General features: G+C 64.6%; 12 protein-coding genes. 8 read left to right on the top strand and 4 right to left on the bottom strand.

The annotated features are described in order from the left end of the window. Positions 1–68 precede the first annotated feature (68 nt). A complete protein-coding gene (gene epsC / locus IY145_RS23030; protein ID WP_409455317.1) occupies positions 69–1,031 on the top strand; it encodes a serine O-acetyltransferase EpsC in 963 nt (320 codons plus the stop codon). 3 nt (positions 1,032–1,034) lie between these two features. Here the strand turns inward: epsC and IY145_RS23025 are convergent, their stop codons facing one another. Continuing rightward, positions 1,035–1,316, bottom strand: a complete 282-nt coding sequence (locus IY145_RS23025; protein WP_196410331.1) for a hypothetical protein — start codon at positions 1,314–1,316, stop codon at positions 1,035–1,037. A gap of 132 nt (positions 1,317–1,448) precedes the next feature. Between IY145_RS23025 and IY145_RS23020 the strand changes: the two genes are divergently transcribed. Then, entirely contained in the window at positions 1,449–1,841 is a 393-nt protein-coding gene (locus tag IY145_RS23020) for a YidH family protein (RefSeq protein ID WP_196410330.1), read from the top strand. Between the two features lie 42 nt (positions 1,842–1,883). Here IY145_RS23020 and IY145_RS23015 read toward each other — a convergent pair whose 3' ends face one another. Continuing rightward, positions 1,884–2,765, bottom strand: coding sequence for a hypothetical protein (locus tag IY145_RS23015; RefSeq protein ID WP_196410329.1), 882 nt, complete (start codon positions 2,763–2,765; stop codon positions 1,884–1,886). Between the two features lie 331 nt (positions 2,766–3,096). On the opposite strand from IY145_RS23015, the gene IY145_RS23010 reads away from it, so the two are divergent. From IY145_RS23010 to IY145_RS23000, 3 genes are all read left to right on the top strand, one after another. Next, positions 3,097–4,710, top strand: coding sequence for a PepSY domain-containing protein (locus tag IY145_RS23010; protein WP_246722163.1), 1,614 nt, complete (start codon positions 3,097–3,099; stop codon positions 4,708–4,710). 347 nt (positions 4,711–5,057) lie between these two features. Next, positions 5,058–7,568 (top strand): TonB-dependent receptor, encoded by a 2,511-nt coding sequence (locus IY145_RS23005; RefSeq protein ID WP_246722162.1) that lies wholly within the window; start codon positions 5,058–5,060, stop codon positions 7,566–7,568. 27 nt (positions 7,569–7,595) lie between these two features. Further along, a complete protein-coding gene (locus tag IY145_RS23000; RefSeq protein WP_196410327.1) occupies positions 7,596–8,351 on the top strand; it encodes an outer membrane protein in 756 nt (251 codons plus the stop codon). 43 nt (positions 8,352–8,394) lie between these two features. Here IY145_RS23000 and IY145_RS22995 read toward each other — a convergent pair whose 3' ends face one another. After that, complete coding sequence (locus IY145_RS22995; RefSeq protein WP_196410326.1) at positions 8,395–9,066, bottom strand: LysE family translocator; 672 nt, start codon at positions 9,064–9,066, stop codon at positions 8,395–8,397. Between the two features lie 291 nt (positions 9,067–9,357). On the opposite strand from IY145_RS22995, the gene petA reads away from it, so the two are divergent. Genes petA through IY145_RS22980 form a run of 3 tightly spaced genes read left to right on the top strand, consistent with a single transcriptional unit; the run spans position 9,358 to position 12,050 of the window. Next, positions 9,358–9,876, top strand: coding sequence for a ubiquinol-cytochrome c reductase iron-sulfur subunit (gene petA / locus IY145_RS22990; protein ID WP_196410325.1), 519 nt, complete (start codon positions 9,358–9,360; stop codon positions 9,874–9,876). Between the two features lie 40 nt (positions 9,877–9,916). Continuing rightward, positions 9,917–11,164, top strand: coding sequence for a cytochrome b/b6 (locus tag IY145_RS22985; protein WP_196410324.1), 1,248 nt, complete (start codon positions 9,917–9,919; stop codon positions 11,162–11,164). Positions 11,165–11,186: 22 nt separating this feature from the next. Then, on the top strand, positions 11,187–12,050 hold the full coding sequence (locus tag IY145_RS22980; RefSeq protein WP_196410685.1) for a cytochrome c1: 864 nt from the start codon (positions 11,187–11,189) through the stop codon (positions 12,048–12,050). A gap of 40 nt (positions 12,051–12,090) precedes the next feature. Here IY145_RS22980 and IY145_RS22975 read toward each other — a convergent pair whose 3' ends face one another. Further along, positions 12,091–12,717, bottom strand: coding sequence for a MarC family protein (locus IY145_RS22975; RefSeq protein WP_196410323.1), 627 nt, complete (start codon positions 12,715–12,717; stop codon positions 12,091–12,093). Positions 12,718–12,836 lie beyond the last annotated feature (119 nt).

Here is a 12,836-nt window from a genome sequence, read left to right as displayed (position 1 = left end):
TGTAGTAGTCTTATAGACTAAATCTAATGAGGCGGCGGCCTTGCGCCGCCTGTCGAAGGAGCGGCGCGGTGACGCAAGCAAAGCAGGGGCCGCAAGCAGGGAGCGGGGCGGAGTTCGGCGGCTTTCCGCAGCTCGGCCGTATTGTCGCGGAGCTCGGCGAATTGCGCCGCGCCTCGCAGAAGCGGCGCTATCGCGACGGGCGTCTGCCCGAGCTGCCCTCGCGCGAGGCGACGATCGAGATCATCGACGATCTCGCCGCCAGCCTCTATCCGCGCCATTTCGGTCCGCCGGAGCTGACGACGGACGGCGCCGACGGCTTCGTGCTCTACACGCTGGACAAGAGTCTGCGCGCGCTGCGCGAGCAGGTGCGACGCGAGCTGCAATTGCTCGCCAATGGCGCTGATGACGGAAAGACCGACTATCGCCCGCGCGCGCATGAGATCGTCGACGCTTTCGCCGAGGCGCTGCCGCGGATACGCGCACTGCTCGACACGGATATTCGTGCGGCCTATGAGGGCGACCCGGCGGCCAAGAGTCTTGACGAAGTGGTCTTCTCCTATCCGGGCCTTTCGGCGATCATCCGCCACAGGCTGGCGCATCGTCTCTATCTGCTCGGCGCGCCCATGCTGGCGCGGCTCGTCTCGGAGATCGCCCATTCGGCGACGGGAATCGATATTCATCCCGGCGCCGAGATCGGCGAAGGCTTCTTCATCGATCACGGCACCGGCGTCGTCATCGGCGAGACGGCGATCATCGGAAAAAATGTGCGCCTCTATCAGGCGGTCACGCTCGGCGCGAAACGCTTCGAGGTCGATGAGACTGGCGCGCTGGTGAAGGGCGGCGCGCGTCATCCGATCATCGAGGACGATGTGGTGATCTACGCGGGCGCCACAGTGCTCGGGCGTATCACCATCGGCCGTGGCTCTGTCATCGGCGGCAATGTCTGGCTCACGCATGGCGTGCCGGCGGGCAGCAATGTCACGCAGGCGAAGCCTCTGAGCGAATCGTTCACCTTCGGCGCCGGCATTTGAACGTCACGGCGTCACCGACGCGGAGTCGCTCGTCGGGATGTCGTCTTTCACGGCGATACCGCCATTGGGCGTGACGCGATCGGAGATCGCAGAGCAGAGCGCGGCCGCATTGTTCCAAGTGCAAGTGGTCGCGCCGACGCCACGCATGCATGAGCATCGATAGAGCACGCCAGCCACGCATCGCGTGGCGCCGGAGTCGCTCGTCGATCGACAATCCTGGGCGGCGGCGGCGCTCGCGGCGATCACGATGGCGGCCGTGAGGCTCCTCCTCATCGGATATTTCATGTCGTATGCTCCGGCGATGGCTACGGATCGGCACCGGGCTATTTATCGCGCGGCCGAAGGGGATCAATATGCGTCGACTCGCCGCGTCGCACCCATGCGAGTCGTCCGCCCCGCGCTGCGAGAGGAGACGCGATGATTCGCGATTATGTCAGCCACGCCGCCAATGAGCGGACGTTTCTCGCCTGGGTGCGCACGGGCGTCGCGATCATGGCGCTCGGCTTCGTGATCGAAAAATTCGATCTTTTCGTTCACACCATCAGCGCCACACTTCCCGCGATAGAGCGCGGGCCGATCTTGCAGCGTCTCGACAAATTGTCGGGACCGCTGGCGAGCGGCGGTGGCGGCGTGCTGGTGCTCGGGGGCGTTGCGCTCATCATTGTCGCAACCGTGCGTTTCATCCACACGCGTCGCCTCATCGCCGATGAGGCGCAACATGGTTTCGACGCGGGGATCGGCGAGCTCGTTATTCTCGCCGCGCTCCTGCTGCTCGGCGCGGGTTTTGTCGTCTATCTCGCGATCGGCTGATCCCGCTCAGCGACCAGATTCCGCTCAGCGGCCAGATTCCGCTCAGCGGCCATGTGTTCCCGTCGCGGGAAGGTCTTCCTCCACATGGACAACCGGCGGTTGCTCGGCGGGCGCGTCGAGGCGCTGCGGCTCTCGCCACAACCGGCCTTCCTGCTCCGCGCGACGGAATTCCTCGAAGCCGTCGTAGATCGGCGCGAGCAGGCCATTGCATTCCGAGCGCGACAGTTTCGTCTTGTGCATCAGCACATCGACGATGCGCTCGAGCTCTTTCTGCAAATGCCGCAGCCGCATCGCCGTGACGGATTGGAGCTCTTCGAAGATCGACAGGCTCAACCGCTGCTTCTCCTCTTCGGCGAGCGAAGCGGTGTAGTGGGTCTTGAGCATGAAGGACTGCGCCAGCCGAAAGGCCGTATTCAGATTGCGGTCGTCGACGCCGTCCTGCGGCGGGGCGCTATTGAAAATATGTTCGGCGATGCGCGGCGCGAGCGCGCGCATCGCATGCAGCGCGTCCTTGTCGGCGGGCGTGGCGAGATCATTGATGAAATGCGCGACGCCCTTCTCCTGCTCGAATTGCACGTCGGCGAGCCAGAGGTCGGAGCCGGCGCGTCCCGATCCGCGGAAGAGCGAGACGCTCTGTGTCCGCAAGCCGCCTGTCGCCGAGATCAGCATGATGCCGGCCGCGCGCACCGCTGTGCGACGACGTCCCGATGTGTCGGGGTCCGTCGCCGTCATGCGCTTGCTCACCGCGCGCCTCAGCGCGCGCGCGGCTTTCTCGGCGCGGGAGCGCTCGGCCTCGATGCGTTGCTGTTCGCGCAGCGCGGCGAGCGCCTGCTCGCGCGCTGCGATCGCCGCGGCGTCGATCGTCGACGTCTCCGGCTTGGTCGACTTCGATTTGCGTCGAGTATGCGCGATATATGTGCCCACGCCGCTCCTCCGCAGAGCGCCTCGTCCGATCGGTCGCGATCTCGTGAAACGTCGCGAGCGTCTCAGGCGCCGGGGAAACGCTAGCGCCGAAGTCGACGGCTTCGCGATTGTGGAGATTCCGCTTGTGGCGATCACGCATGAGGTCGCGGGAGGCGAGGGGAGCGCCGTCACGCCGCCGCCGCGCGCATGGCCCTGCAATGACGCGGAAAAGCGGATGTATTCCTATTTACCTAGTCAAATTTATCAATTACGTTTCGATGCGGTCTTTATTCGATTTCGCCGCGGGCGGAACTGCCGCCGGCGGCCATTCAGCGCAGGCGGAGCGTCACGAATGTCGATCTTGCTTTTCCTTCATCGATGGGTGGGCGTCGTTCTGGCGCTGTTCATGCTCGTCTGGTTCGCGACCGGACTTTCCATCGCCTTCATCGGCTCGCCGACGATCGATCGAGCGCAGCGGCTGGCCCATGCGTCGGCGCTGCTCCCGCAGGATGGCTGGCTCTCGCTCGGCGAGGCGTTACGCGCGAGCGCTGCGGCCCGCGCGCAAGCATCGAAAGCGGGTGGCGAGGCCGCCGGCGGCGGCATGGCGCATGCGCGTCACGAGCATTCGGACGGCGCCGAGACCGAGCGCGGCGTCGTCGATGCGCGGCTGCTGCGTGTGGGCGGCGAGCCGATCTGGCTCGTCGAAGACGATGCGGGCCGGCGCTTCGCTCTGGCGGCGACGACTGGCGCGCTCATCGAGTTCGACCGCGAGGCGGCCGAGCGAATCGCGCGCGACTGGCTCGGGGCTCCGTCGCTGCTCTATCTCGACACGGTCGACTCGCCGGTCGGCGTGCGCAATGCGGAGACTTTGAAGCCCTTTCATCGCTTCGCGATCGGCGATTCGGCGGGCGCGCAGATCATCGTCTCGGCGCGCACCGGCGAGGTGGCTCAAGCGGCGACGCGGGTCGAGCGTGCTTTCGTCTATGCGGGCAATTGGCTGCATCTCTTCCGCTGGCTCGATGCGCTGGGCGCCGGCGACTATCGGCGCGACGCGCTGACCTACGCCGGATTTTTCGCGGCGATCGGCGCTTTCACCGGCGTCGTCCTCGGCTGGATCAAATGGAAGCCGGGGTTTTTCGGCCGCCCGACTTATGCGCGCGGGCGCACGCAGCCCTATCGCGAGAGCTGGCTGAAATATCATTTCTGGGCCGGCCTCATCGGCGGGACATTCGCCTTCGGCTGGGCGGCGAGCGGCTTCCTCTCCACCAATCCGGGGCAGATTTTCTCGCAGGCGACTGCGAGCCGCGACGAGCTCACGCGCTATCGCGGCGCAGGGCTGCCGCAGGCGGTCGTCGATTGGCGGCCCACCGCCGCGCTCGACCTCTCGGCCGATGTGGTGGAGCTGGATGTGGTGGAGCTGGCCTGGAGCCGTCTCGGCGAGGAGGCGCTGCTCGTCGCGCAATCGCGTGACGGCGCGCGCCGCGCTGTGGCGGCGCCTGGCGCCGTCTCCGGCCTCGGCGAGCAATCGCTTCTCGCTGCGGCGCGTCGGCTGAAGGAGGGCGTCGCCATCGCCTCGACCGAGACGCTCGCCGATTATGATTCCTATTATTTCGCCAATCATCGGCAGACAGCGCTCGACAAGCCATTGCCCGTGCTGCGCGTCGACTTCGCCGATGCGGAGCGCACCTCGCTCTACATCGATCCCGCGGATGGCCGTCTGCTCGCGAAATTCGACGCCAGCCGGCGCGTCTATCGCTGGCTCTATTCTGCCGTTCATCATTGGGATTTCGGTTGGTTCCGCAATCGCAGTTTCTGGTACGGCTGGATGGGTGTGTGGATTTCCTTCGGTGTGGCGTTCAGCGCCAGCGCCGTGGTTCTCGCCTGGCGCCGCCTGCGCCGCACGATCCCGGTCCCCGCGCCAGCGAGCGGCGAGCGGCGTGCGCGCCGCGCTGCCCAAGCCGCCTGATCGGGGCCGAGCCGGTCCGCATCTATCTATTTTTATCATAGAGTTAGAGATAAGAGCCCCGTCTCCGCGAGGAGGCGGGGCTCTCTTGTTTTGCGCGCCCTCCCGGCTGTTGCGCCGGCGCCACAGGCGATCGGCGAAAGCCCCCGGCTTCGAGCGAAGGTCGAGCGAAGCTGTTGACGTCCCCTACGAAATCTACGTAGTCTATAGATATTATACGTAAGCGCGCCATGGGGGAGCGCTGCGTAGACCGTCGTCGCGACTCGCAAGGGCCGCGCGCGACGGGACATGGGGAACAATCGGTGATGTCGAGAGCGAGTGGAGCAAGAAGAGAGTCGCGAGCGAGTTTGTTGCGCAGCGTCGGTTTCGCGTCATTGGCGGCGGCCGGCGTTCTGGCCTTCGGAATGGCTGCCGCCGGCCCGGCCGCGGCGCAATCGGCGCCTGCGCCGGCCGCCGATCCCAATACGGCGGTCGCCCAGGCCGCCGCCGCGGCGGCGAGCGCGCAGGTCGACGATGTCACCGTGACCGCGCGACTGCGCGAGGAAAAAGCGCAGGACGTGCCTCTGCCGGTCAGCGTCGTCGGCGCGAGGACCGCAGAACGGGAGCATATCGAAAGATTGGGGGATTTCGCGCAGAAAGTGCCGAATTTCGTTCCCTCGGTCACCAATCCGCGCACCTCCGCCATGGCGATTCGCGGCATTTCGGGCATTTCCGGCGGCGCGGACGGTTCGGAATCGGCTGTCGGCCTCATCGTCGACAATGTGTTCTACACCCACGTCGGTTTTCAATGGGCCGACTTCGTCGATCTCCAGAGCTTCGAGGTGGCGCGCGGCCCGCAGGGCACGCTGCTCGGCAAGAATACGACGGTCGGCGCCGTCATCATCCATACGCAGCTGCCGTCCTTCCAGCCGGAGGCGAGCTTCGAGACCTCCTTCGCCAATCGCGGCCGCATCATCGAAAAGGCGAATATCAGCGGGCCGATCATCGACGACAAGCTCGCCTATCGCGTCACTTTCTTCCTCGACAAGAGCGACGGCGCGATCAATGACGCGCTCACCGGCGCCGATATCCTCAACAATAATCGCTGGGGCGTGCGCGGCCAGCTCTATTATGTCGGCGATAATTTCACCGACCGTCTGATCTTCGATCGTCTTCGCTCGGATGAATATAATAATTACAGCGGCGTCATCGGCAACACTTTCCCGGTCTGGGCCAATGGCGCGATCAACACGACCTATGCGCAAAATCTCGCATCGCGCCTGCATTATCCCTTTCTCGTCAACAACCCCTATTCGCCGGTCATGTCGCGTCTCGGCAATCTCGACCAGCGCACGACGGGCGTCTCGAACGAGATCAATGTGCAGATCGGCGACAATACGCTGACGTCGATCTCCGCCTGGCGCGAATTCATTTTGCATCCGCGCAATTCGCTCGGCAACAACTTCACTCAGATCAGCGGCAACGCCTTCGACGTGAAGGTCGATCAATATTCGCAGGAGGTTCGTCTCGCCTCGCCCAAGGATCAGACGCTCGAATGGCAAGTCGGCGTCTATTCGCTGCGCGAAGCCGTGTCGTCCTATCAGCATACCGATTACGGCTATCAGGCGTCGCAATGGTTGCTGAACAATTTCAACGCCGATCCGGGTTTGCTCAATGGCGTTTCCGAGCATACGGACGGCAAGGCGCGCACTTTCAGCCTCGCGGAATTCGGCCAGGCGACCTGGCATATAGACGAGCAATGGTCGCTGACCGCCGGCCTGCGCGATACTTTCGAGATCCGGGAAGGCTCGGATTTCGGCTGGGCGAGCGGCGCCTACACGCCGGCGCAGTTCGCCGCCGTTCAGACTGCCGCGGGCACCACCTTCTTCGACACGGGCGGACGCAAGGCGACGCGCAACTCGCTCTCCGGCCTCATCAATCCGTCCTATAAATACAGCGACAATATTCTGTTCTACGGATCGGCGGCGCGCGGCGAGAAGTCGGGCGCCATCAATACGGCGGCTCTGCCGGTCTTCGACAGCAAGGGCAATTTCAAGGAGTGGCAGCCAGTCGTCACCAAGCCGGAGGTGTCATGGGACTATGAGCTCGGCGTCAAGACCAATTGGTTCGACAATAAGCTCATCCTCAACGGCAATCTCTATTGGAACGACATCTACGACTTCCAGTCGATATTGGTGAACACCGCTATCGTCGATGTGACGGGCGTGCCGCTGCGCAAGACCTATCTCGGCAATATCGGCCATGTGCGTCTGCGCGGCTTCGAGTTCGACGGCCGCTGGAATCCTGCCGAGCGTTTGTGGATCACCTTCTCGGCCGCTCTGACCGAGGCGCGCTACATCAACTACAAGAACGCCGCGCCGCCGCCGGACTGGACCTGGCCGGCCTCGCTCAACGCGAATGGGGTCGCCGCGCCGCTCTCCGTCGATCTTTCTGGACAGCGCATCACCGGCGGCGTCGCCGGCAATAGCCCGGTCGCGCCCTATTCCTTCAACATCGGCGTGAATTACGAGCAACCGCTCGGCCGCATATTCGAAGGGATCGGCGGCTTCGCCGATGTGCCGGTGACGGCCTTCACCTACGGCAATATCGCCTGGAAATATAAGACGCAGCTCTCCCAGCCGGGCTCGACCTATTCGGTGTTCCAATCGGCCTATTCCGTCGTGAATTTCGGCATCGGGCTGAAGACCGACGACGAGCGCTACAGCCTGCATTTCTGGGCGAAGAATCTCTTCGACCAACGCTACGTGACCACCCAGACGATCGGCACGGCCACGACGACCGGCTCGGCTCCTCAGACGGTGACCTTCGGCGACAACGCCTTCCGCGCTTATGGGGCGACTTTCCGGGTGAAGCTCTACTGACAAGCAGAAAGTATGAGGAGTTGAAACATGTCGAATTGGACGAAAAGCTTCCGCTCGATCGCCGCCCTCGCGGCGGTGATCGCGGCGGGCGGGGCCGCGGCGGCGGACCTTCCGTCGACGAAGGCCGCGCCTGCGCCGCCGCTGGCGCCGGCGTTCAGCTGGCAAGGCTTCTATATCGGCGCCTATGCCGGCGCCTTGCTGGGCGAGGGGGCCTTCACCTATTTCCGCGACACGCCGCTGCGCGGCGCGGGTTTCGTCGGCGGCGGCACGCTCGGCTATAATTGGCAGTGGACGCCGACGATCGTGCTCGGCCTCGAGGCGGATTTCGGCTATCGCGGCGCGATCAACGCCGAGACCGTCGCCTGGAACACGCCGAGCCCGACCGACACCGGAGTCTTCGGCACATTCCGCGGGCGTCTCGGCTACGCCTTCACGCCGAAGTGGATCCTCTATGGAACGGCCGGCTTCGCCTATGGGACCGATTTCGCGCCCGGCGCCTTCACGGCGATCCTGCCGGCGACGATCGGCCAGCTCTCCACGGGGACGACCGTGCGCGCCGGCTGGACGGCGGGCGCCGGCGTCGAATACGCCTGGTCCGACAATATCTCTGTGAAGGGCGAGTATCTCTATACGGAGCTCGCCGATTCGGGCGTGAGCTATTCCACCAATTTCGGCGCCGTGCCGATCAATGTGAAGAGCGCCGGCCATATCGTTCGCGGCGGCATCAACTATCATTTCGCGACGCCCGCCGTCGTGGCTCCCGCGCCTATCGTGACCAAATAAAGCGGGTCCGACGCGTCCGCGGCGTGATTCGACGCCGCGGGCGTCAGTGGGCCGCGGCGACGCCGCTCCATTCGGCGCCGAGCATGGCCAGCACCGACATGAGCAGCAGAACTCCGGCGAGGCGGGAGAGACCCCGGCTCGCCGCCGGTTCCGGCGTCCATCGTCGCGCGCCATAGCTCGCCGCGCAGCCGAGCGCGGAATAGAGCGTCAGGCACAAAAAGCTCGTCGTCCAGCCATAGACGAGGGCGTGCCGCCAGAACGGCCCGTCGGCGGCGGCGAAGAACTGCGGCAATATGGCGAAATAGAAGAGCAGCCCTTTGGGATTGAGCAGGCTGGTCGCGACGCCGGCCGAGAAGGCGGCCCAATCGTCACGCTCGGGGCGCCGGCTCAGCGCCTCGAAGCCGCCATCGGAGCGGATGAGGCGAAAGGCGAGCCAGGACAGATAGGCGACGCCGATATATTTGAGGGCGAGGAAAAGCGCCGGAAAAGCCTCGAAGACGAGCTGAAACCCCGCCGCCACCAGCAAGGTGAGAAGCGCATAGCCGGAGGCTATGCCGAGAGCGGAAAAGCAGCCCGCGCGTCCGCCGGACGCCAGCGAGCGGCCGAGGACATACAGCATGTCCGGCCCCGGAACGGCGATCAGACTGACGACCGTCGCCACGAAAACCAGATAACGGCCGCTCACGACATCCTCGCGCTTCTCCCCATTCGGCATGAGCCCAGCTCGCGTCCCTCGCGTCAAGGTGGGGCAGGCTCGGCGAGGCCGGCCCGGCGGTTGACAAATTTTCCCAAGGGCCGTTTGTGGACAAGCGTTGCGGGCTGCGCCACTGATCTAGAGGCGGCGGCGGCAAGCGCGCAATTTGTCGCAGCGACGCGAAGGCCGCTTGCGGTCTCACGCCAAACTGCTCAAAACAGGCGCGCCCATCGTGGAGGGATTTGTTTCCATTCGCGTTGCCGAGCCGAGAGGCAGGGGCCAGGGTCGAACTCGCGAGAGAGGTTCCATAAAGTGAGCAATGCGACAAAGGCGGAGCCGAACCGCCGGGATATCTTGTTCCTCGCCACCGGGGCGGCGGCGGGCGTCGCAGCAGGCGCCGCCGTATGGCCGCTGATCGCGCAGATGAATCCGGACGCCTCGACGCTGGCGTTGGCGTCGACCGAGCTCGACATCGCAGCCATTCCCGAGGGGCAGATCGTCACGGTCAAATGGCGTGGCAAGCCGGTCTTCGTGCGGCACCGCACCAAACAGGAGATCGAGGCCGCGCAGAATGTCCCGCTCGCCGCGCTGCCCGATCCAGAGGCCGATTCGGCGCGCGTGAAGAAGCCCGAATGGCTCGTCGTCGTCGGCGTCTGCACGCATCTCGGCTGCATTCCCACCGGCCATGAGGGCGAGTTCCACGGCTGGTTCTGCCCCTGCCACGGCTCCACATACGACACCTCCGGCCGCATTCGCAGCGGCCCGGCTCCGAGCAATCTCGAAGTGCCCGATTACGCCTTCCTGAGCGACACCAAGATCAAGATCGGCTGATCGCGGCCTCGTCGCCGTCCCAACCTCCGAGACGAAATCCATGACCGGACATTCGACTTACACGCCGAAGAGCGGCTTTGCGCGCTGGCTCGAGCGGCGCCTGCCGATCCTCGGCTTCATCCACGAATCCTTCGTCGCCTATCCCGTCCCGAAGAATCTGAACTATCTTTGGACATTCGGCGCGATTCTCTCTTTCATGCTCGTCGCGCAGATCGTGACCGGCATCGTTCTGGCGATGCATTACACGCCGGAGACGACGCTCGCCTTCGACTCGATCGAGCACATCATGCGCGATGTGAATTGGGGCTGGGCGCTGCGTTACGCGCACGCCAACGGCGCCTCCATGTTCTTCCTCGCCGTCTATATCCACATCTTTCGCGGCATGTATTACGGCTCCTACAAGGAGCCGCGCGAGGTGCTGTGGATATTGGGCGTCGTCATCTTCATGCTGATGATGGCGACCGGTTTCCTGGGCTATGTGCTGCCCTGGGGGCAGATGTCCTTCTGGGCGGCGACGGTGATCACCAATCTCTTCACCGCCATTCCCTATGTGGGCAATTCCATCACCACATGGCTGCTCGGCGGCTATTCGGTCGACAACGCCACGCTGAACCGCTTCTTCGCGCTGCATTATCTGCTGCCCTTCGTCATCGTGGCCATCGTCGGCCTGCATGTCTGGGCGCTGCATGTGACGGGGCAGAACAATCCGACCGGCGTCGAGGTCAAGGATGTGCAGAAGGAGACCGTGCCCTTCACGCCCTATGCGACGTTGAAGGACGCCGTCGGCCTCGTGATCTTCGTCGCGCTCTTCGCCTGGCTCACCTTCTTCGTGCCGAACTATACGGGCCATCCGGACAATTACATCGAGGCCAATCCGCTGGTGACGCCGCCTCATATCGTGCCGGAATGGTATTTCCTGCCCTTCTACGCGATCCTGCGCGCCATCCCCAACAAGCTCGTCGGCGTCATCGCGCTGTTCGCCTCGATCCTCATCGTCGCGGCGCTGCCCTGGCTCGACACGTCCAAGGTGCGCTCTGGCGTTTATCGCCCGGCCTTCAAGAAGTTCTACTGGGTCTTCGTCTTCGTGTCGGTCGGCCTCGGCTATCTCGGCGCGCAGCCTGCGGAGGGCGTCTATCTCCTCGCCGCCCGCATATTGATGGCCTATTACTTCCTGCACTTCCTCGTCGTGCTGCCGCTGCTCGGCAAATATGAGAAAACCTTGTCCGAGCCGCGGTCGATCGCCGCCTCCCTCGGCCAGGCCGCCACGGAGGAGAAGCCCCATGCGTGACGCGCGTCGGAAAGCGCCGATCATGAAATCGGTCGTCAACTCTTGGAAATCGATCATTGTGGCGGCGGCGCTCGCCGGCGCCGCCGGGGCGGCTCCGGCTCTCGCGGAGGAGGGCGGCGCGCATTCGCAGCCCAAGCCGCCGCGGCAGGAATGGAGCTTCGCCGGCGCCTTCGGCCATTTCGAAAATGCGCAGCTTCGCCGCGGCTACAAGGTCTATAAGGAGGTCTGCGCGAGCTGCCACTCGATCTCGCGGCTCGCCTTCCGCAATTTCGCCGAGAAGGGCGGGCCGGAGATATCCGAGGCGGAGGCCAAGGCGCTGGCCGAGAGCTATAAGATCAAGGACGGCCCCAACGACGCCGGCGATTATTTCGAGCGCCCGGGCCGGCTCAGCGACCGCGTCCCGCCGCCTTTCCCCAATGAGCAGGCGGCGCGGGCGGCGCTCAACGGCGCCTATCCGCCGGACATGTCGGTTCTCGCCAAGGCGCGCGGCTATTCGCGCGGCTTCCCTCTGTTCCTGGCGGATGCGCTGCCGGGCTTCTCCTATCAGGAGCATGGCGTCGACTATATCGTCGCCCTGCTCAACGGCTATGCGGAGGCGCCACATGGCGTCGAACTGGCGCCCGGGCAGTATTACAATCTCTACATGCCCGGCCGCCGCACCGGCATGCCGCCGCCGCTCTCGGACGGCGCCGTGACCTATGACGATGGAACGCCGCAGACGGTCGACCAATATTCCAAGGATGTGAGCGCTTTTCTGATGTGGGCGGCCGAGCCCCATCTCGAGGAGCGCAAGTCGATCGGCCTGAAGGTGGTCGGCTTCCTGATCGTCTTGTCCTTCCTGGTCTATTTCACCAAGCGCAAGATCTGGTCGAACATCCAGCATTGACGCGACAGGGCGACGCGATCCGGTGAGATCGCGTCGCCGCTCACCCCTGCAGAAACGCCCGCACGCCATCGGCCACGAATTGCACGGCCAGCGCCGCCAGCAGCACGCCGAGCAAGCGCGTCAGCACGACATTGGCCGCCGTGCCGAAGAATTGCGCCACCTCGCCGGCGATCAGGCAAAAAACCAGACAAATCGTCATGATCGCGGCGATGACCGCGATCAGCGTCGCGATGAGCGTCACGCTGCCATGCGCGTCGCTGGCCAGCAGCACGGTCGCCGTGATCGCGCCGGGGCCGGCCATCAGCGGAATGGCCAGTGGATAGGCTGCGATATTATGCACATGCTCGGCGAGCGCTTTTTCCGCCGCTTTGGAGTCGCGCTGTATGCGGACGCCGAACACCATTTCCGAGGCGATCGAGAATAAGAGAAACCCGCCGGCGATGCGGAAGGCCGGAATAGAGATGCCCATGGCGCCGAGCAGCCTCTGGCCGATGAGCGCGGAGCCCACCAGAATGGCGAGCGCATAGACGCTGGCGCGAAAGGCGATGATGCGTTTGGTGCGCGCCTCGAGTCCCGAGGTCGCCGCGACGAAAACCGGCGCGAGGCCGAGCGGCTCGACGACGACGAGCAGCGTCACAAAGGCCGAGACGAGATAGTCGAGATCCATCCCGGCCTCCGGTGGGAACGCATCCGGCAAGATAGCGCGCGGCGCATCGAGCGCCAGCATCTAGAGGCCGGGCGCCGCTTTGCTTTGCCTGCCCGCGCGCCTATAGGTTGGCGCCAGTT

Source organism: Methylosinus sp. H3A (assembly GCF_015709455.1).
Lineage (GTDB): Bacteria > Pseudomonadota > Alphaproteobacteria > Rhizobiales > Beijerinckiaceae > Methylosinus.
Note: the sequence above shows the minus strand (reverse complement) of the source record. Positions and strands in the feature narration are given on the sequence as shown.